The following is a 19602-nucleotide window of genomic DNA, read 5'->3' as shown; positions in this document are numbered from 1 at the left end:
GTGAACCGAGGGCGCGTGCTCGCCAGGCAACAGGAGTCGCACAAAACGGCACCCCCGAAACGCTGCGGAAACATTGGAAACATGCTCACTACATACGACCTACAGCCTATGTGATTCAGGACGGCAAGTACATCGCCGCCTAGGTGCGTACAAAACGCGGTCGGTGGGGCCGTTTTATTCAGGGCAAGGACGCCTGTAACAGAACGGAAACATTACTTTCACACAATAAAGTGGCTAAACTGCATAAACCGACAGGAATACGCAGAATTATGGATAAATGGGCAAAACAAAAGAAAAGTTGAAATAATCGCCACTTTTCTCAACTAAAGCGTCTACTATTTTGCGAACGCCGAACACGGCGAAGGATGGCCTGTCGGGTAACCGAAACCCGACGAGATTTGAGAGGAGAGCCGCATGTCGAGCCTCACCGGTAAGTCATTGAACCCTGTTATGAATCGCAGGAGCGTTATCGCGAGCGCAGCAGGTCTGGGGGCGATGTCCATTCTAGCTGGCTGCTCCTCCAACGGCGGCGACAGCGGTTCCGCTTCGAGCGACGCTTCGTTTAAGATCGGTACCATCGGCCCGCTGACCGGCGCCAACGCGTCCTACGGCAAGTCCGTTACCCAGGGTGTCGAGCTTGGCTGCAAGGATTTCTCGACCAAGGAGCTGCCGCTTGCCAGCAAGGCCGAGGATGACCAGGCCGACGGCGAGAAGGCCGTCAACGCCTTCAACACCCTGCTCGACTGGGGCATGCAGGCCCTCGTCGGCCCGACCACCACGGGTGCGTCGGTTGCCGTTGCCGCCGAGTGCGGTAACGACCCCAAGACGTTCATGATCACCCCGTCCGCGTCCTCCGAGGACGTCACCGACGGCAAGGATTGCGTCTTCCAGGTTTGCTTCACCGACCCCAACCAGGGTGTCAACGCTGCCAAGTTCCTGGCGCAGAAGTATGCGGACGAAAAGTTCGTGCTGTTCTATAACTCCGGCGACGCCTATTCTTCGGGCATCGCAGATTCCTTTAAGGCCCAGGCTGCTGAGTCCAAGCTCGAGATTGTTGACGAGGAGACCTTTAAGGACGACTCCGCCACGAGCTTTACCAATCAGCTGACCAAGGCCAAGCAGGCCGGCGCCACCATGATCTTTGCGCCGATCTACTACACGCCGGCGTCCGTCCTGCTCAAGAACGCCAAGGACATGGGCTACGACGTCAAGATGATGGGCTGCGACGGCATGGACGGCATCCTGGGCGTTGAGGGCTTCGATACCTCTCTTGCCGAGGGTCTGCTGCTCATGACCCCGTTCTCCGCCGACGACGAGAAGAACGCCGACTTCGTTAACGCTTACAAGGATAAGTACGGCGATACCCCCGACCAGTTTGCCGCCGACGCCTACGACGGCGTGCACGCGGTGGCCGAGGCCGTCAAGGAGGCCGGTCTTGGTGTCGACGCCGATCCGACCGAGGCCGCCGAGAAGCTGTCCAAGGCTATGCTCAAGATTACCGTTGACGGTCTGACCGGCAAGCTCACCTGGAACGATAAGGGCCAGGTCCAGAAGGATCCCACGGCGTACGTCATCACCGACGGCAAGTACGTACAGGCCTAATTGGCCGCCTTACATAGAGCGGTTTTGATCCCAAGCAGGGGAGGTTTTGGCCTTCCCTGCTTGCTTGGTATCTAGGGACAGTGTAACGTCCCTGTTTCATACATTAACTGGAAACCTATTCGAAAGGGGGATGTGGAACATGACGGTCTTTATCCAATACCTGGTCAACGGCCTGTCCATGGGCAGCGTCTACGCCATCATCGCGTTGGGCTACACCATGGTCTACGGTATCGCCAAGATGCTCAACTTCGCTCACGGCGACGTCATCATGGTCGGTGCCTATGTCTCGTTCTGCGCCACGTCGTATCTCGGCCTCCCAGGCTGGGCATCTGTAGTTCTCTCTTGTGTGGTCTGCACGGTTCTCGGTGTTCTCATTGAGGGTTTGGCCTATAAGCCGCTGCGCCAGGCGGGCCCGCTGGCCGTTCTGATCACGGCCATCGGCGTGTCTTACTTCCTGCAGAACGCCGCGCAGCTTCTGTGGGGCGCCACGCCCAAGAACTTCACTTCGCTCGTCACCTTTCCGGTGCCGGAGTTCTTGGCCAAGTTCAACGTAAGCGCCGTCTCGCTCGTCACCATCGTCGCCTGCCTGGTTATCATGGCCGGCCTGATGTTCTTTACAGGTAAGACCAAGATGGGCAAGGCCATGCGCGCCGTGTCCGAGGACAAGGCCGCCGCTCAGCTCATGGGCATCAACGTCAACCGCACCATCTCGATGACGTTCGCTATCGGCTCGGCACTTGCCGCCATCGCCGGCGTGCTCCTGTGCTCCTACTCGCCGGTGCTACAGCCCACGACGGGCGCCATGCCTGGCATCAAGGCCTTCGACGCTGCCGTTTTCGGCGGCATCGGCTCCATTCCTGGTGCCTTTGTCGGCGGCATTCTCATCGGCATCATCGAGGCGATGGCGCAGGCTTACATTTCCACGAGCCTTGCCAACTCCATCGTCTTTGGTGTTTTGATCATCGTCCTGCTCGTCAAGCCTGCCGGCCTCTTGGGCAAGTACGTTCCCGAGAAGGTGTAGGTGAGCGTTATGAAGTTTCTTAAAGACAAGCAGACGCGTCATGACTTTGTTACGTACGCCATATGCCTTGTGGCGTTCGCCATCGTGTTCTTTATGCAGTCTAACCACATGATCCCGCGCATGATCGCCGGTCAGCTGGTTCCCATCACGGCCTATATCGTCATGGCCATCTCCCTTAACCTCGTCGTCGGCATCGCGGGCGATTTGTCGCTGGGCCACGCGGGCTTTATGAGCGTCGGCGCCTATACGGGAATCGTCACCGCCGTCGCACTGGAGAGCGCCGTTCCGTCCGACCCGATGCGCCTGATTGTCAGCATTGTGGTCGGCGCTATCGCCGCTGCCATCTTGGGCTTCTTGATCGGTATCCCGGTCCTGCGCCTGAGCGGCGACTATCTGGCCATTGTGACCCTGGCTTTTGGCGAGATCATCAAAGAGGTCGTCACCTGCCTCATTGTGGGCGTCGATTCCCGCGGCCTGCATGTGATCTTTAACATCACGGGTAACTCCACGATCGACGACCTGCACCTGCTCGAGGACGGCACCGCCATCATCAAGGGCGCGCAGGGCGCATCGGGCGTGTCGACCTATTCGACCTTCCTTGCCGGCGCAATCCTGGTTATGGTCGCGCTCGTGATTGTGCTCAACCTGGTTCGCAGCCGTACCGGTCGTGCCATTATTGCCGTGCGCGACAACAAGATCGCTGCCGAGTCTGTGGGCATCTCCGTCACCCAGTACCGCATGATCGCCTTCGTGGTTTCCGCTGCCCTCGCCGGCGCTGCCGGAGCCCTGTTCGGCGGTAACTTCTCGCAGCTTTCCGCCACTAAGTTCGACTTCAATACGTCCATCCTCATTCTGGTGTTCGTGGTCCTGGGCGGCCTGGGCAATATGCGCGGCTCCGTTATCGCCGCGGCGCTGCTCACGGTGCTCCCCGAGCTGCTCCGTCAGTTCTCGGACTACCGCATGCTCATCTACGCCATCGTGTTGATTCTGGTCATGGTCTTTACTAACAACCCACAGCTCAAGGCGTTCTTCGCACGCATTAAGGACCGCTTTGCTTCCAAGAAGGAGGTGGCAGCCGATGCCCAGTAAGTTTGAGTTCAACAAGGGCAAGATGGTCCCGTATCCTTCTGGCGCCATCGTTCCCGACCGCGACCTGGGCCAGCGCCCGGCGCTCGAGTGCATTCACCTGGGCATTGAATTCGGCGGCCTTAAGGCGGTCGACGACTTTAGCCTAACCATCGGCAAGACCGAGATTGCCGGTCTCATCGGCCCCAACGGTGCCGGCAAGACCACGGTCTTCAACCTGCTCACCAAGGTGTACCAGCCTACGCACGGCACCATCCTGCTCGACGGTGAGGACACTTCGGGCAAGTCGGTCTACCAGGTCAACCGCATGGGTATTGCCCGTACGTTCCAGAACATCCGCCTGTTCAATACCATGACGGTGGAGGACAACGTTAAGGTCGGCCTGCACAATCAGGAGCGCTACTCCGGTTTTGAGGGCGTGCTGCGCCTGCCGACGTATTGGAAGCACGAGAAGGCCGCCCACGAGCGCGCCATGGAGCTGCTGTCCATTTTTGACATGGAGCACCTGGCAAATGAACAGGCCGGCTCGCTTCCTTACGGCGCTCAGCGTCGTCTGGAAATCGTCCGCGCGCTTGCCACCAACCCCAAGCTACTGCTGCTCGACGAGCCTGCCGCCGGCATGAACCCGTCCGAGACCGCAGAGCTCATGGCGAACATCGTCAAGATTCGCGACGCCTTCGGCATCGCCATCATGCTTATCGAGCATGATATGTCGCTCGTCATGAACATCTGCGAAGGCATCTGCGTGCTTAACTTTGGCAAGGTTATCGCCAAGGGCACAGCAGAGGAAATCCAGAACAACGACGCCGTTATCGAGGCGTATCTGGGCAAGCAGGATAAGGGGGAGAACTAAATGGCAGAGCCGATGCTATCCGTCTACAACATCAACGTCTGGTACGGCGCTATCCACGCCATCAAGGACATCTCCTTTAACGTCAACGAGGGCGAGATCGTTGCTCTGATCGGTGCGAACGGTGCCGGTAAGTCCACGACGCTTAAAACCGTCTCGGGTCTGCTGCGTTCCAAGACCGGCTCCATCAAGTTTATGGGCGAGGACATTACCCATACGCCCGCTGATAAGCTGGTTGGTAAGGGCCTGGCTCAGGTTCCCGAGGGTCGTCGCGCCTTTTTGCAGATGACGGTCGAGGAGAACCTGGAGATGGGTGCCTATACACAGCCCAAGTCCACGGTGGCTCCGGGCCTGGAGCGCGTCTACGAGCAGTTCCCGCGCCTGAAGGAACGTCGTCGCCAGGTCGCCGGCACCCTTTCAGGCGGCGAGCAGCAGATGCTCGTTATGGGGCGCGCCCTTATGAGTAACCCCAAACTGCTTATGCTCGACGAACCTTCCATGGGTCTGGCACCGATTCTGATCGAACAGATCTTCCAGATTGTCGAGGACCTGCACAAGGCCGGCACCACGGTGCTTCTGGTTGAGCAAAACGCGCAGATGGCGCTTTCCATCGCCACGCGCGGCTACGTGCTCGAGACCGGCAAGATCACCATGACCGGTACCGGCCAAGAGCTCCTGCACGACGATAACGTCCGCAAAGCCTACCTCGGAGGCTAACCCACCTAACAAAAGGGGCGCTGACTATCTCAGTCAGCGCCCCTTTTTAGATGCGGTGAAATAGGGACTGAATACGGGCTCCAGAGGCCAAAAGAGTCCCTATTCCACCGCAACTTCATGGGGATGTGTGACAATGCCCGTCGGAAAACATCTGCTGTCTTTGGGGGTCTATCTATGCTGTATGAGTTTTGTGCCGAGAACTTTGAGCGGGTGCCGGCAGCTATCGATGCCGGTGCAAAGCGCATCGAGCTGTGCGATAACCTTGCCGTTGGTGGCACCACGCCTTCGGCCGGCGTTATCAGCGCTACGACCAACTATGCCCACGAGCACGATGCACGGGTGATGTGCATGATTCGCCCGCGTGGCGGCGACTTTCACTACAACCAGGACGAGTTGCGTATGATGGAGATGGACCTGGGCCTTGCCGTGAGCGCCGGCGTTGACGGCTTGGCCTTTGGCTGCTGCAAGCCCTGCGCTGGCGGATGGGCACTCGACGAGCTTACGTTGGGCGCCCTCGTGATGGCCGCGGGCTGCGCGACCGAGGAATGCAAGCGTGAACCCATCGACATCACCTTCCACATGGCGTTTGATCAGCTCTCGCCCGAGGCTCAGCTCGACGCGATTGACATACTCGCCGACTGCGGCATCACACGCATCCTGACGCATGGTGGCGCTGCCGGTACGCCGATCGAGGACAACTTCGAAAACCTGGCCCGCTTGATCGAGTATGCGGGCGACCGCTTGACCATCCTTCCCGGCGGCGGCATTTCCACGGTCAACCGCGATACCGTGGCGGCGGCACTGGGCGTCTCCGAGCTCCATGGCACCAAGATTGTGCCGCTGGAGGTATAACCCGTGGCGCTGGTATTTGACGTTCAGCAGGCGAACGGTAAGCCCGACGACAACCGTCGTCCCGGCACCGCGTGCCCCTTTTGCGATACAGAAGGACTCACCGACATCATTCGCCGTGATGGCGATTGCATTTGGCTCGAGAATAAGTTCAAGACCCTGCGCGCCACCCGTCAAACCGTGCTGATCGAGTCGGCCGATCACGATGCCGACCTGGTGACCTATGAACCGGATGAGCTGCATCATGTGATGCGGTTTGCCCTGGGCTGTTGGCAGCAGATGATCGATTCCCAACAGTACTGCAGTGTGCTCATGTACAAGAACAAAGGCCCGCTTTCGGGCGGCAGCCTCGTCCATCCACACATGCAGATTGTGGGCTTGGAACAGGAGGACGGCTATGCGGCGCTGGCCTCAGCCAACTTTGAAGGCATCAGTGTCTGGCAACAGGGGAGAATCTCGGTCGACATCTCAACCGAACCGATCATGGGGTTCTTTGAGATCAACGTTTCAGCCCCGCAGGGAATCGCTGCCAGCGATGACACGAGAGACCAAGCCGAGGCGGATCTCTTCGCCGATGCGATCCAGGTAGCTCTGCGCTATATTCTGAACGAGCACCACGGTGGTCGCGCAGAGTCGTACAACCTGTTCTTCTATCACCTGGGCGGTCGGACCATTGCCAAGGCGCTGCCACGTTGGGTGGTTTCGCCCTACTTTGTCGGCTATCGTTTGGCCCAGGTCAATGCTGAGACAACGCTCGATATCGATGCTGAGCGCCTGCGTGCGCATCTGGAAACGCTCGTATAGCAAGACTAACACCCGCGTAATGCGGACAGTCTAGCGTGCCATGGCGTCGCGGCCGGCTTCGACGCGCTTGCGCTGGGCGGCGCGCTCCTCGCCGGTCAGACGCTCAAAGAGATGCCCGATAAGCGAGGCGAGTACCTGCTGAAACAGCGTTCCGCACATGACGGGAAACACGACTTCGTCCGGAAAGTACTGCGTGGCGATGACGGCGCCCGAAGAGATGTTACGCATGCCGCAGGTAAAGCACATGGTGGTCGTCTCGCTATATGGCAGATGCAGCGTATGGGCGACCAGAAAACCGAAGACAAAGCCACTGATGGCGAAGACCAAAATAAAGAGGGCGACTTCCAAGCGCACCGCGTTCATGTGCAGCACGTACTCGCTCATGGCGGTGGAGTTGGAGGCGATAACGCCCATCATCATGAATTTGCAGGCGGGCGAGAGCACGGGGGAGAGTTTTTCGTGCCCCCATCCGCGCGTGAGCTCGTTGATCACGATGCCGAGCACGGCGGGGATGGCGATCATAAAGGCCATGTCTTGCATCATGCTCGGCACATCGATCGAGACGGTGGCGCCCAGCAGGAGCTTGAGCGTGAGCGGAATCGTCACAGGGGAGATAACCGAGGACGTCAGGATGATGGTGAGCGCGAGCGGGCCGTTGCCGCCGAACATGCTAATCCACATAAAGGCAGTGACCGCCACGGGTACGCTGTACTCGAGCACGATGCCGCAGACAAGGTTGGGATTGGAGCCAAAGAATAACGATCCCATGGCATAGGCCGCGATGGGAATAAGCGCCGCCGAGACGAGCAGTGCCAAAATCAGGTGCAGGGGACGGCGGAACACCTCGGCTACCTGGTGGAAGGTGTTGCTGAGCGCACCCTGAAACGTCATAAAGGCGAAGAGGGCGGGAACAATGGGCTTGAGCACGCCAATCTGCTGGGGAAAGAGCACGCCGAGCGCCACGCAAATCGGAACGATGACCTGCATATGCCCCGCGAGGAACTTTCCCAGTCCAGTCCATTGCTTCATATGTCCCGTGACTCCCTTTATCCGCGAACTCGTTTGTATGGATATGCTAGACGCTCGTATGCGTCCGTGCGGCTGAAACGCTCGATTATTTCGAGGGTATTACCGGCATCGTTTACCGAAACCGCGGCGTGCTGCGGCGATTTGCGTCCGCGCCGCACGGTATAATAAATCCGTTCAACAGATCTGCCTGCCGAAGCGGGCATACACAGAGGACTCATCGCTATGAACCGTGAGAGGTATCGCGGCGACCTGCCCCTATCGGGGGTGGGTGCCTATGTCATCGCTTAAGACGACGCATCGCTGGGCGGTCGCTCAGCAAAACCCCGAGCTCGAAAAGGAGCTTTCGGCTGGTCTGGGCATTCCCGGGCTGGTGGCGCGCATTATGGTCGCGCACGGCATTGGCTCCATCAAAGAGGGCCAATTGTTTTTGACGCCTTCGCTCGATCGCGACTGGGCCGATCCACTCATTATCCCGGGCATGTCGGTCGTTGCCGACCGCGTCGAGCGTGCTATTCGCAACCACGAGCACATTGCAGTCTTTGGCGATTTTGACGTTGACGGTATTACGTCGACCTGCCTGTTGACCGAGGCGCTGCGCACGTTTGGCGCCGATGTCACGCCGTTTATTCCGCATCGCTTTGATGAGGGCTACGGTCTTTCGCGCGCGGCACTCGACCGCGTTAACGAGCTCGCTCGCCCCCAGCTGATCGTGACCGTCGATAACGGCATTGCCGCCAAGGAAGAGGTTTCCTATCTGGAGAGCCTGGGGATCGATTTGGTGGTCACGGACCATCACGAGCCCTCCGACCAGGTGCCGCAGGGTGTGCCCCTGACCGACCCCAAGCTCGAAGACGAGGGCCCCTCGCGTGAGCTTGCCGGTGCTGGTGTGGCGCTCAAGCTGGTGCAAGTCCTGGGTGAGCGCCTGGGCAAGCCGTCGTATTGGCGTTCGCTAATCGAGGTCGCGGCGTTGGGCACCGTGTCCGACATGATGCCGCTCACGCCCGAGAACCGCGCGCTGGTTGCCGAGGGCATCCAGCAGATGCGCGTAACCGCTCGCCCCGGCTATATCGCGCTTGCCGTGCTCGCCAAGGCGGACCTTTCGAGCATTACGGCGGATGGCCTGTCATTCTCGCTCATTCCCCGCTTAAACGCTGCCGGTCGCATGGCTGATCCCAAGCTGGCGCTCGACCTGCTGCTTGCCCGCGATCCCATCGAAGCAAGCGCACTGGCGGCTGAGCTCGAGGAAATCAACCGCCAGCGCCGTGAGATCGAGGCGGAGCTCACGCGCGATGCCATGGCAAAGGTCGAGGAGACCTATGACGGCGGACGCGCGATCGTCGTGGGCGGCGAAGGCTGGCACGAGGGCGTCAAGGGCATCGTGGCGAGCCGTCTGACCAACCGCTACCACGTGCCGGCGCTGCTGTTCTCGATCGAGGACGGTATCGCGCGCGGCTCTGGTCGCTCGGTGGGCAAAGTTAACCTGTTTGACGCCATCGAACGCTGTTCCGACCTGATGATTCGTCGCGGCGGACATGCCGGTGCGGTGGGTGTGACCATCGAGGCATCCAAGCTCGATGAGTTCCGCCGTCGCCTTTCCGCCGTGTTGTCCGAGCTTCCCGCCGAGGACTTTGAGGACACCGACGAGGTTGCCGCCACGGTCGACCTTTCCGAATTGAATATCGAGACCATCGAGCAGATTTCCCGCCTTGAGCCGTTTGGCCAGGGTAATAAGGTGCCGCTGCTGGCTGCCGAGGGCGTGACGATGTGCGATCGCGCCGTGGTGGGTAAGACCGGCGAGCACATGCGCTTTGTGGCGACCGATGGCGCCGCGAGCGTGCCGGCCATTATGTTCCGCGTGCCGCAAATCGATAGGCTCATCAACTGCGATAGCGCTGTCGACTTGGTGTTCGAGGCCGTTGCCGAGCATTGGCAGGGGCGTGTGAAGCCCAAGCTCATGATCAAGGATGTTCTGGTCCGCGATACCACGCTGCCCAGCGTCGACGATCCGGCATGCGAGCTTCGTCGTGGCGTGCAGCCGGCGGATTCCGGCCTGCGCCTGGAGTCGCGTAAGCGCGAGACGCTCGCCCAGCTTTCCTATACCGAGCTCACGCGCTCGCTTATCCATAGCTTTATCGGATCGAGCCAGCCGCACCGCGCGCAGGTTGAGGCGCTCGACGCCTTGGCCGATCACCAGAGTGTCTTGGCGGTTATGGGAACGGGCCGCGGCAAGTCGCTCATCTTCCATGTGCATGCCGCGCGTGAGGCGGTGCTTCGCGGACGTGCGAGCATCTTTGTCTATCCGCTGCGTGCGCTCGTTGCCGACCAGGCCTATCACCTCTCGTCGACGATGGCATCGCTTGGCATTGGCGTTGGCGTGCTGACCGGCGAGACCGTGGAGGCCGCACGCGATGACGTGTTCGCCGGCCTAGCTTCAGGCCGCACCGGTATCGTGCTCACGACGCCCGAGTTCCTGTCAATCCACCGTGACCGCTTCGCGCGTTCGGGCCGCATCGGCTTTGTCGTTATCGATGAGGCGCATCATGCCGGTCTTGCCAAGGGCGGCGACCGCAGCGCCTATCTCGACATGCCCGATATCCTCAAAGCCCTGGGCGACCCGGTCGTTATGGCTGCGACGGCCACCGCGACGGCTCCGGTCGTGGCCGAGCTCGCCCGCATGCTGCCGATCACTCGCACGGTGGTCGACGAGACGGTGCGCGAGAACCTGCAGCTCGAGGACGACCGTGATCTTGCAAGTCGCGAGAACCGTTTGGTGTCGATTGTGGCGACGGGGGAAAAGACCGTCATCTACGTCAATTCGCGCGACCAGTCCGTGGCGCTCGCCAAGACGTTGCGCAAGCGTGTGCCCGATTGCGCAACCCATATCGCGTTCTATAACGCGGGGCTTGCGCGTTCCGATCGCCGCCGCGTGGAGGAAGCATTCCGAGACGGAAGCCTCAGCTGCATTGTTTCGACCTCCGCCTTTGGCGAGGGTGTCAACCTACCCGATATCCGCCATGTCGTGCTGTACCACATGCCGTTTGGCGGCATTGAGTTCAACCAGATGAGCGGACGTGCCGGCCGCGATGGCCAGCCCGCCGTGATCCATCTGCTCTATTCGTCGCGCGACGCCCGCATTAACGAGCGCCTGCTCGACTGCTATGCGCCCGAGCGCGACGAGCTCGTCACGCTCTATCGCGCGCTGCAGACCATGTGGCGCTCCAACCGCGGCAAAACCGGGGACGATTCCTTTAGCGCGAGCGATATCGACATCGCGCAGATGTGCCTTGCCATCGATGCGCGCACGCCGGTCGACGAGCGTTCGGTGGAAAGCGGCCTGGGAATCTTCGAAGAGCTTGGTTTCTGTCGAGTTTCGGGGTTTGACGACACTCGTCGCATCGCGATGGCCGAAAACCCCGGCCGCGTGCAATTGAGCAGGTCAATTCGCTATTTGGAGGGCTTGCGCTCGCGCATGGAGTTCTCGGCTTTCCGGAGCTGGGCGCTCGATTCGTGCGCTTCTGATATGCTAGCCAAAGTTAACCGCCCGATCGTACCGCGGGCCTAGGGGAAGGGGACCTCGATGGATGCCGCAGCCCGTACCGCCCATGATTCCACCCTCCAGCCGTTTTCGGAGATGGAGCACTATAAGCATGCCGATGAGCTGCCGCCCGAGATTATGGCGGACAGCTACGACAAGCTGGAGCGTCTGTGCCTCAAATATATGAATGAGGACGACTTTTCTAAGGTTGAGCAGGCCTACTGCTTTGCTGCCGAGAAGCATTGCAACCAAAAGCGGCGCTCGGGTGAGATGTACATCAACCATCCCGTCGAGGTGGCCATCATTCTGGCCGATCTCAAGATGGACTGCGATGTGGTGTGCGCCGCGCTGCTGCACGATACCGTCGAGGATACCGAGACCTCGCTCACCGATGTTTCCGGCCTGTTTGGCGATACGGTGGCCGAGCTTGTCGATGGCGTGACCAAGCTCACCAACATCGAAGTCGACAGCATGGACGAGAAGCAGGCGCTCACGCTGCGCAAGATGTTCCTCGCCATGTCCAAGGACATTCGCGTCATCATCGTTAAACTTGCCGACCGTCTGCACAACATGCGAACGCTGGCAGCCCTGCGCGAGGATCGTCGCCTGTTTAAGGCTCGCGAGACCATGGACGTGTACGCGCCCTTGGCCGACCGCCTGGGCATAAGCTCTATTAAGTGGGAGCTCGAGGACCTGTCCTTCTTCTACCTGGAGCCCGATGCCTACCAGCGCATCGCGCGCATGGTGGCTGAGTCGCGCGAGGTCCGCGAGCGCTACCTTGCCGAGACCATCAAGACGCTTACCGATGAGCTCAACCGCATTGGTCTGGAGGACTTCCAGATCAACGGCCGCTCCAAGCACTATTGGTCCATCTACCAAAAGATGAAGCGCAAGGGCAAGGAGTTCTCCGAGATCTACGACCTGGTGGCACTGCGCGTCATCACGCATTCGGTGCGCGATTGCTACTCCACGCTCGGCGCGGTGCATACGCTGTGGCACCCCATGCCCGGTCGCTTTAAAGACTATATCGCCATGCCCAAGGTCAATAACTACCAGTCGCTCCACACGACGGTCATCGGCCCTACGGCTCGTCCGCTCGAGATTCAGATTCGAACCTACGAGATGCATGAGCAGGCCGAGTACGGCATTGCCGCCCACTGGCTATATAAGAAGTCGGGCGGATCGTCTGCTTCCAAGACCAATGACGCTCAACGTTTGGACGACCAGATCAACTGGCTCAAGCATTCGCTCGATTGGGCGGCTTCCGACGAGATCACCGATGCCAAGGAATACCTGCACTCGCTGAAGGTCGATCTGTTCGATCAGGAGATCTTTGTCTTCACGCCCAAAGGCGAGGTCATGGCGCTTCGTGCCGGCTCCACGCCGCTCGACTTTGCCTATGCCGTTCACACCGAGGTGGGAAACCACTGCGTCGGCGCCAAAATCAACGGTGCGGTGGCTCCGCTCACGCACGAGATCAAGACGGGCGACCGCGTTGAAATCCTGACTAACAAGAGTTCCAAGCCGTCGCGCGATTGGCTCAAGATCGTTAAGACACCTTCCGCCAAGTCAAAGATCCGCCGCTATTTTGCCGCTGCGACCAAGGACGACGACGCTGCCGCCGGTCGCGATATGCTGGCCAAGGACCTGCGTAAGCGTGGCTATGGCATTTCTACGCCGCGTTCGACGCGTGCACTCAACGCCGTGGCGGAGCAGTTTAACTTCAAGCAGCTCGAGGACCTGTTTGCCGCCGTCGGCGCCGGCAAGGTTGCCCCGCGCGCTGTGGGCAATAAGGTCGAGCAAATCTTGGACCCCAAGCCCGAGGAACAGCTCACCAAGGCCGAGGCTATCGCCGAGGTCGTGAAGCAGCCCGCTCGCGGCTCCAACCGCAAGCCGCAAAAGCGCGGCAAGAGCGCCAGTAACGGCATTATCGTCAAGGGCGAGAGCAACAGCGGCCTGCTGGTCCGTCTGGCTCATTGCTGCAACCCCGTGACGGGTGACGACATCGTCGGCTTCATCACGCGCGGTCGTGGCGTTTCGGTGCATCGCGCCAACTGCCCTAACGTCAAGGGTCTTATGGAACATCCCGAGCGCATGATCGATGTGGAGTGGGACGGCGCTGCCGACACCCTCTTCCAGGTCGAGATCGTGGTCGAGTGCCTGGACCGCATGGGCCTGCTCAAGGACGTCACCATTGCCATTGGCGATGCAGGCGGCAATATCCTTTCTGCCGCCACGTCGACCAACCGCGAGGGTATTGCGACCCTGCGCTTTATGGTCGAAATTTCGGATGCGAGCGGCCTGGATCCGCTGCTGGCTTCCATCAGCAGTGTCGATTCGGTCTACGACGCTCGCCGTCTTATGCCCGGCGAAGGCGGAGCTCAGCTCAAGCGCCGTGTGTAGGTGCGAGAGCCTCTCAGCATCATAGATATTGGTTACGTTCGAGGCATCGTTTGGTGCCTCGAACGTATTTTAGAAGGAGGGTATGCGCATGGGCGATATGACTTTGGACCTGACACCCCGAGGTGCGGCTTCGATTGAGACACTCGTCAACGGCCCCATTCAGACCAACAGTTACGCCGTGATTTCGAATGACGAGTGCTTAATCGTCGATCCGGCGTGGGAGGGCGAGCGTCTTGTGGAGCATATCCGCACCGCGCATCCCGAGGTGCGCGTACTCGGCTCTGTCTGCACGCACGGTCATGCCGACCATGTTGGCGGGGTCGCCGGGGTTCGAGCTGTTGTTGGCGACGGCGCACTATATGAGTTGTGCGCTAAGGACGTGACGGTACCTCGCGCAAATATCGAGGAGCAGCGCACCATGTGGGGTATCGAGACGCCCGATCCGGGTGAGCCGACGCGTTTGCTTGCCGAGGGCGATACAATCGAGGTGGGCGACGTCTGCCTGCAGGTGATCGAGACGCCGGGGCATACGCCGGGCGGCATCGTCCTGTTCGCCGCGACCGAGCAGGGGAACGTCGCCTTTGTGGGCGACACGCTTTTCCCGGGCAGCCACGGTCGTACCGATCTTTCCGGCGGTGACGAGGCGGCGATTATGCGCTCGCTCTCCAAACTTGCCAAGACGCTTCCGCCCGATACCGTTTGCTTGACGGGCCATGGCGATTCGACCACGATGGCGCGCGAACTTATGCAGAATCCGTTTATGCAGATGTAGGCTCGAAGCCGTCTTTCGAACCACGAAGACCGCTCAATCGTCAAGCTATTTTCCCCAGTGGGTCGATTCTGTGGGGCAAACGGTCAAAATTTGTCCAATCGGATGGTATTCGTGAACAAACGAACGTTTATGCTTGGGTATGTCGTGGTAAAATCTCAGGCGTTATCGGAGCAACCTTACAGGAGGTTTCTTTTATGCTCGTCAACGCAGCAGACATGCTCAAGAAGGCCGAGGCCGGCAAGTACGCTCTCGGTGCCTTCAACACCAACAACCTCGAGTGGACCCTGGCTATTCTCCAGGCCGCCGAGGAGGCCAAGTCTCCGCTGATCCTTCAGTGCACCGCTGGTGCCGCTAAGTGGATGGGCGGTTTCAAGGTCTGCGCCGACATGGTCAAGGCTGCCGTCGAGGCCACGGGCGTTACCGTTCCCGTCGCCCTTCACCTCGATCACGGTTCTTACGAGGACTGCTTCAAGTGCATCGAGGCCGGCTTCACGTCCATCATGTATGACGGCTCTCACGAGGAGACCTTCCAGCTTAACCTCGACCGCACCAAGGAGCTCGTTGAGCTTGCCCACTCCAAGGGCATGTCCATCGAGGCCGAGGTCGGCGGCATCGGCGGCACCGAGGACGGCGTGACCTCCAACGGCGAGCTCGCTGACCCCGCTGAGTGCAAGCAGATTGCTGACCTGGGCGTCGACTTCCTCGCCTGCGGTATCGGCAACATCCACGGCGTGTATCCCGCCGACTGGGCTGGCCTTTCCTTCGAGCGTCTGGGCGAGATCAAGGCCGAGACCGGCGACCTGCCCCTCGTTCTGCACGGTGGCACCGGCATCCCCGAGGATCAGATCAAGAAGGCCATCTCCCTGGGTATCTCCAAGATCAACGTCAACACCGACCTGCAGCTCGTCTTCGCCAAGGGCGTTCGCGAGTACATCGAGGCTGGCAAGGATCAGCAGGGCAAGGGCTTTGACCCCCGCAAGCTCCTCAAGCCTGGTCGCGACAACATCGTTGCCCGCACCAAGGAGCTCATGGAGGAGTTTGGCTCCGTCAACAAGGCGTAAGTAGCGGTTTAACTTTCCCGTCGGAGGCCCCGTTCACCCTACGCTTTTCCCTTGCGCTCACCTGGCTTTGCCAGAAGTCGCGCAATGGGAAAAGCTTCGGGTGAACGGGGCCTCCTTCGTTAACTCGCCACAGGGTTACTGGGCTGAATTCATTTTTTATAGGTACCGTTTATCGGTGTTGAGGGTTCCTTTATTGGGGCTTTCTTTTTATCTCGCTACAATGGACTTCAAGAGTTCTAATGACTTGGAGTTTGGTATGGCTGTTATTAATGTGCTGCCTTCGGATGGGAAGGTTATTGACGAGGGTCCTGTTGGTTGCTCTGTTGATGTTTGCAATGATGACTTCCGTTTTCTAGATGTTGGCTTGCCACCCGAGATTCTGCGTTTAAAGGACGCGGGGTATCTTTCGCAGGCTATTGAGGCTTGCGACCGCCTACTTGCCCAAGATCCCGATCCCTCGCTTGCTGCCTGCGTTCGTGCCGAGCGGTATCGCATGCTTGAGACGCCGCTTCATTTTTCGGTGTTGCGCGCTCGGGCTATTGCGATGATTCGCGAGGAGTGGCCTGAGTTTACCGAGGAGCAGTTTGACGACTTGATTGACCGTGAGCGTATTGACTGGCGCTTTATCGATGGCGAGCTGTTCGTTCTCGATAGCTTCCTCGATTCGCTTCGCGTATATCCCAAAGAGGTCCCCGGCATGCGTCCCGATTCTACGGACGGAATAGCACTGCGCAACGAGATGCTCAAGGAGATGGAGTCGCAAAACGGATTGACTCGCGTTATTACGCTTAAGGCGTCCTTGTCTGTCCCCGGCGCTCTGGAGGGGGAGACCGTTTGCGCTTGGCTTCCCGTCGCGGCTGCCTGTCGTCAGCAGTCTCGGGTCGAGATTCTCGACATGACGCCGGAGGGTGCTGTTGCTCCCGCGAACGCTTCGGCACGTACCGCCTCGTGGTCTTCTTCGAGTGAACGCTCATTCTCGGTGACCTATCGTTATCACATCGATGCTGCTTATTGTGATGTCTACGGTGGCACACTTCCGGTTCATCCGCGTATGGACGCGCCTCTGCCCGAGGATATTTCCGAGGACCGTCCGCACATTGCATTCACACCGTATCTGCAGCAGCTGACGGCCGGTGTTGTTGACGGACTCGAGGATCCGCTCGATCGCGCCCGTGCTATCTATGATTACCTGACGCAGCATATCGACTATCGCTATCAGCCGCCGTACTTGCTTTTGGGATCTATTGCCGATGACTGCGCGCATTCGCTCCGCGGCGATTGCGGCGTTATGGCGCTCACGTTTATCACCATGTGCCGTATCGCGGGCGTGCCTGCCCGTTGGCAGAGCGGCCTGTACGTTGCGCCCGATTCGGTGGGGTCGCACGACTGGGCAGAGTTCTATACGCCGCAGACCGGTTGGCTCAACGCCGACGTGTCATTTGGATCTTCTGCTCGCAGGATGGGGGAGGAGTGGCGCCGCCGCCACTACTTTGGCAATCTCGACCCGTGGCGTATGGTGGCCAACAATCGATTCCAGGCAGAGTTTGAGCCCTCTTTCGACGGCATGCGCGAGGACCCTTACGATAACCAGATGGGTGAGGCTTCGGTCGACGGTCGCGGATGCCGTCGGCGCGAGATGCTCCGCACGGTCGAACTCATCGAAATGCTCGAAGTTCCATTTTCGGACTAATCGGTAGAAAGCTGTGATAAACTAACTCACGCATTGCGTGCCCGAGTGGCGGAATTGGCAGACGCAGTGGACTCAAAATCCACCGTTGGCAACAACGTGCGAGTTCGAGTCTCGCCTCGGGCACCATACATGCAAGTGAGCGTTCAAGGGGGTCTAGGCTCCCTTTTTCGTGCCGAACTCGCGTGAGCGCGCGGAGCGTTAAGCAAACAGGCCTGTGGCCTGTTTGTAGCGGAGCGTGGCGAGGGCGCCGTGCGCCCGAAGCCCGCGGCTTCGCGAAGCGAAGACCCTTCGAGTCTCGCCTCGGGCACCATACATGCAAGTGAGCGTTCAAGGGGGTCAAGGCCCCTTTTTCGTGTACGTAATGTGATAACGCGCTGTACGTGTTATTATTCGCAGGGCGTTGTTCCCGCAATGCCCTAAAGAGGAACCCGAGGGTTCCCACCTTTTGGCGCCAATGAGCAGCTGACTGGTCATACAACTTAGATTACCTTCCTCAAATCGAGGAAGTCTATGTGTACGACCTGGTTGCTGAGAAGCGCCGGGTTATTTTTTTATGAATGGAGGTAGGGAAAATAGCTAAGTCTGATGACACCCGCATCAACGACGAGATCACTGCATCTTCGTGCCGTTTGATTGGCGTCGATGGCTCTCAGCTCGGCCTGTTCGCCATCCGCGATGCCCAGCGCGTCGCCGACGATCAGGGTCTCGACCTGGTCGAGATCGCTCCCAACGCGGAGCCGCCGGTCTGCAAGGTCATGGACTACGGTAAGTTCAAGTACCAGCAGGCCATGAAGGCCAAGGCTGCTCGTAAGAACCAGTCCAAGGTCGAGGTCAAGGAAATGAAGTTCCGACCCAAGATCGACGTTGGCGACTACGAGACCAAGAAGGGCCACGTTCTGCGTTTCCTCAAGAAGGGCGCACGCGTTAAGATCACCATCATGTTCCGCGGCCGTGAGATGGCTCACCCGGAGCAGGGCCTTAACGTTCTCGAGCGCCTCGCCGAGGATCTCAAGCCTTACGCTACGGTCGAGTCCAAGCCTAAGATGGAAGGCCGTAACATGCTTATGCTGCTCGCCCCGATTAAGGGCGCCTTCGATGAGGATAAAGCGGCAAGCGATACCAAGTAACTAGTGTTCTGTAACCGATTAAGGAGTATTTCATGCCTAAGATGAAGTCCCACAGCGGCACCAAGAAGCGTTTCCGCAAGACTGGTACCGGCAAGCTTATGCGCGCCAAGGCTTTCAAGAGCCACATCCTGAGCAAGAAGTCCACCAAGCGTAAGCGTGGCTTCCGTCAGGAGACCGAGATCGCCGCTGCCGACCGCAAGGTCATCAAGTCGCGTCTCGCCTAAGTTCGTTTTTTCGTTTTACCGTCTAGGAGTTGATAGAACATGGCACGTATTAAGCGCGCTGTTGCCGCCAAGAAGAAGCGCCGTACCGTTATGCACCGTGCGAAGGGTTACTACGGTGCCGCTTCGCGTACTTACAAGCATGCTAAAGAGCAGGTCCAGCACTCCCTGCAGTATCAGTATCGTGATCGCCGCAACAAGAAGCGCGAGATCCGTTCTCTCTGGATCACTCGTATCAACGCTGCTGCTCGTCTGAACGACATCTCTTACTCTCAGTTCATGCACGGCCTGAAGGTTGCCGGCATCGAGCTCGACCGCAAGGTCCTGGCTCAGATGGCTTACGAGGACATCGAGTCCTTCAACGAGCTGGCTAACATCGCCAAGAAGGCTCTCGAGGCCTAATAGATTCTCTTGAATCGCTAGGGGAGTGTCGCGTTGTGCGCGGCGCTCCCTCTTTTTATCTGAAGCGCGGTTTACATTGCTAAAAGCGCGGGTAGATAGACACTTACAGGTGACCGATCTCTATATATTCCTGAACCAAAGGGTCATCATCTGATACGTGCGGAAGATCCGCACCAGTCTTTCTATTACCTATAGAAAGCGATATGTTGTGTAGGACTTGTGAAGAGTGGAATTGACGTCCCACAAGGCTTCGCGGTCTGGCAATATATCTCCTTGCCGCGCGGCCCGGTGGAACCGGATGAGCCGCGGGGCGTGCACCTTGAGAACCGGATACTGCGAGGATGGACACTTACTTCAGTGTCGCATCCGGGCAGACATCGAACCATTTGAAATGGTCTAACTTGGATTTGTTTTTCGCAAGGCCGCCGAGAGG

16 protein-coding genes and 1 tRNA gene are annotated in these 19602 nt (G+C 59.1%); 16 read left to right on the top strand and 1 reads right to left on the bottom strand.

The genetic code is table 11. From position 1 onward, the window contains the following. The first annotated feature begins 414 nt into the window (after nt 1–414). The 7 genes from I2D57_RS04525 to I2D57_RS04495 all read left to right on the top strand — a co-directional run bounded on the left by I2D57_RS04525 (nt 415) and on the right by I2D57_RS04495 (nt 6929). Nucleotides 415–1602: an ABC transporter substrate-binding protein gene (locus I2D57_RS04525; protein WP_195361632.1), complete on the top strand. Its 1188-nt coding sequence runs from the start codon at nt 415–417 to the stop codon at nt 1600–1602. Nucleotides 1603–1741: 139 nt separating this feature from the next. Beyond that, nucleotides 1742–2623, top strand: a complete 882-nt coding sequence (locus I2D57_RS04520) for a branched-chain amino acid ABC transporter permease (protein WP_040358647.1) — start codon at nt 1742–1744, stop codon at nt 2621–2623. A 9-nt stretch (nt 2624–2632) separates the two neighbouring features. Further along, the gene (locus tag I2D57_RS04515; RefSeq protein WP_195361631.1) at nt 2633–3712 is read left to right on the top strand and encodes a branched-chain amino acid ABC transporter permease; all 1080 of its coding nucleotides are present in this window, start codon (nt 2633–2635) and stop codon (nt 3710–3712) included. Further along, entirely contained in the window at nt 3702–4562 is an 861-nt protein-coding gene (locus I2D57_RS04510; protein ID WP_195361630.1) for an ABC transporter ATP-binding protein, read from the top strand. Before I2D57_RS04515 ends, I2D57_RS04510 begins: the two co-directional genes overlap by 11 nt. After that, nucleotides 4563–5276 carry an ABC transporter ATP-binding protein gene (locus I2D57_RS04505; protein ID WP_006234438.1) on the top strand — a complete coding sequence of 238 codons (714 nt, stop codon included), beginning with the start codon at nt 4563–4565 and terminating at the stop codon, nt 5274–5276. It abuts the gene before it with no gap. Between the two features lie 174 nt (nt 5277–5450). Then, nucleotides 5451–6128: a copper homeostasis protein CutC gene (locus I2D57_RS04500; RefSeq protein ID WP_195361629.1), complete on the top strand. Its 678-nt coding sequence runs from the start codon at nt 5451–5453 to the stop codon at nt 6126–6128. 3 nt (nt 6129–6131) lie between these two features. Continuing rightward, nucleotides 6132–6929, top strand: coding sequence for a DUF4931 domain-containing protein (locus I2D57_RS04495; RefSeq protein ID WP_195361628.1), 798 nt, complete (start codon nt 6132–6134; stop codon nt 6927–6929). Nucleotides 6930–6959: 30 nt separating this feature from the next. Here the strand turns inward: I2D57_RS04495 and I2D57_RS04490 are convergent, their stop codons facing one another. Continuing rightward, a complete protein-coding gene (locus I2D57_RS04490) occupies nt 6960–7958 on the bottom strand; it encodes a bile acid:sodium symporter family protein (RefSeq protein WP_195361627.1) in 999 nt (332 codons plus the stop codon). A 274-nt stretch (nt 7959–8232) separates the two neighbouring features. Here I2D57_RS04490 and recJ point away from each other — a divergent pair, with 274 nt between their 5' ends. From recJ to rplT, 9 genes are all read left to right on the top strand, one after another. Further along, the gene (gene recJ / locus I2D57_RS04485) at nt 8233–11520 is read left to right on the top strand and encodes a single-stranded-DNA-specific exonuclease RecJ (protein ID WP_195361626.1); all 3288 of its coding nucleotides are present in this window, start codon (nt 8233–8235) and stop codon (nt 11518–11520) included. Between the two features lie 15 nt (nt 11521–11535). After that, nucleotides 11536–13896, top strand: a complete 2361-nt coding sequence (locus tag I2D57_RS04480; RefSeq protein ID WP_195361625.1) for a RelA/SpoT family protein — start codon at nt 11536–11538, stop codon at nt 13894–13896. 88 nt (nt 13897–13984) lie between these two features. Further along, complete coding sequence (locus tag I2D57_RS04475; protein WP_324249200.1) at nt 13985–14668, top strand: MBL fold metallo-hydrolase; 684 nt, start codon at nt 13985–13987, stop codon at nt 14666–14668. Between the two features lie 194 nt (nt 14669–14862). Beyond that, nucleotides 14863–15729, top strand: coding sequence for a class II fructose-1,6-bisphosphate aldolase (gene fba, locus I2D57_RS04470; RefSeq protein ID WP_117736934.1), 867 nt, complete (start codon nt 14863–14865; stop codon nt 15727–15729). Between the two features lie 256 nt (nt 15730–15985). Next, complete coding sequence (locus tag I2D57_RS04465) at nt 15986–17419, top strand: transglutaminase-like domain-containing protein (RefSeq protein ID WP_195361623.1); 1434 nt, start codon at nt 15986–15988, stop codon at nt 17417–17419. Between the two features lie 39 nt (nt 17420–17458). Continuing rightward, nucleotides 17459–17545, top strand: a tRNA-Leu gene (locus I2D57_RS04460). A gap of 431 nt (nt 17546–17976) precedes the next feature. Continuing rightward, complete coding sequence (infC, locus tag I2D57_RS04455; protein ID WP_006234423.1) at nt 17977–18546, top strand: translation initiation factor IF-3; 570 nt, start codon at nt 17977–17979, stop codon at nt 18544–18546. Nucleotides 18547–18578: 32 nt separating this feature from the next. After that, entirely contained in the window at nt 18579–18770 is a 192-nt protein-coding gene (rpmI, locus tag I2D57_RS04450) for a 50S ribosomal protein L35 (protein WP_006234422.1), read from the top strand. A gap of 39 nt (nt 18771–18809) precedes the next feature. Next, on the top strand, nt 18810–19169 hold the full coding sequence (gene rplT, locus I2D57_RS04445) for a 50S ribosomal protein L20 (protein ID WP_195361622.1): 360 nt from the start codon (nt 18810–18812) through the stop codon (nt 19167–19169). Nucleotides 19170–19602 lie beyond the last annotated feature (433 nt).

Origin of the sequence: Collinsella aerofaciens (genome assembly GCF_015553355.1) — a bacterium.
GTDB lineage: Bacteria > Actinomycetota > Coriobacteriia > Coriobacteriales > Coriobacteriaceae > Collinsella > Collinsella aerofaciens_V.
Note: the sequence above shows the minus strand (reverse complement) of the source record. Positions and strands in the feature narration are given on the sequence as shown.

Bases quoted from the DNA above. Each gene is read 5' to 3' on its own strand.
- I2D57_RS04525 (WP_195361632.1), top strand. From the start codon at position 415: ATGTCGAGCCTCACCGGTAAGTCATTGAACCCTGTTATGAATCGCAGG.
- I2D57_RS04520 (WP_040358647.1), top strand. From the start codon at position 1,742: ATGACGGTCTTTATCCAATACCTGGTCAACGGCCTGTCCATGGGCAGC.
- I2D57_RS04515 (WP_195361631.1), top strand. From the start codon at position 2,633: ATGAAGTTTCTTAAAGACAAGCAGACGCGTCATGACTTTGTTACGTAC.
- I2D57_RS04510 (WP_195361630.1), top strand. From the start codon at position 3,702: ATGCCCAGTAAGTTTGAGTTCAACAAGGGCAAGATGGTCCCGTATCCT.
- I2D57_RS04505 (WP_006234438.1), top strand. From the start codon at position 4,563: ATGGCAGAGCCGATGCTATCCGTCTACAACATCAACGTCTGGTACGGC.
- I2D57_RS04500 (WP_195361629.1), top strand. From the start codon at position 5,451: ATGCTGTATGAGTTTTGTGCCGAGAACTTTGAGCGGGTGCCGGCAGCT.
- I2D57_RS04490 (WP_195361627.1), bottom strand. From the start codon at position 7,958: ATGAAGCAATGGACTGGACTGGGAAAGTTCCTCGCGGGGCATATGCAG.
- recJ (WP_195361626.1), top strand. From the start codon at position 8,233: ATGTCATCGCTTAAGACGACGCATCGCTGGGCGGTCGCTCAGCAAAAC.
- I2D57_RS04480 (WP_195361625.1), top strand. From the start codon at position 11,536: ATGGATGCCGCAGCCCGTACCGCCCATGATTCCACCCTCCAGCCGTTT.
- I2D57_RS04475 (WP_324249200.1), top strand. From the start codon at position 13,985: ATGGGCGATATGACTTTGGACCTGACACCCCGAGGTGCGGCTTCGATT.
- fba (WP_117736934.1), top strand. From the start codon at position 14,863: ATGCTCGTCAACGCAGCAGACATGCTCAAGAAGGCCGAGGCCGGCAAG.
- I2D57_RS04465 (WP_195361623.1), top strand. From the start codon at position 15,986: ATGGCTGTTATTAATGTGCTGCCTTCGGATGGGAAGGTTATTGACGAG.
- infC (WP_006234423.1), top strand. From the start codon at position 17,977: ATGGAGGTAGGGAAAATAGCTAAGTCTGATGACACCCGCATCAACGAC.
- rpmI (WP_006234422.1), top strand. From the start codon at position 18,579: ATGCCTAAGATGAAGTCCCACAGCGGCACCAAGAAGCGTTTCCGCAAG.
- rplT (WP_195361622.1), top strand. From the start codon at position 18,810: ATGGCACGTATTAAGCGCGCTGTTGCCGCCAAGAAGAAGCGCCGTACC.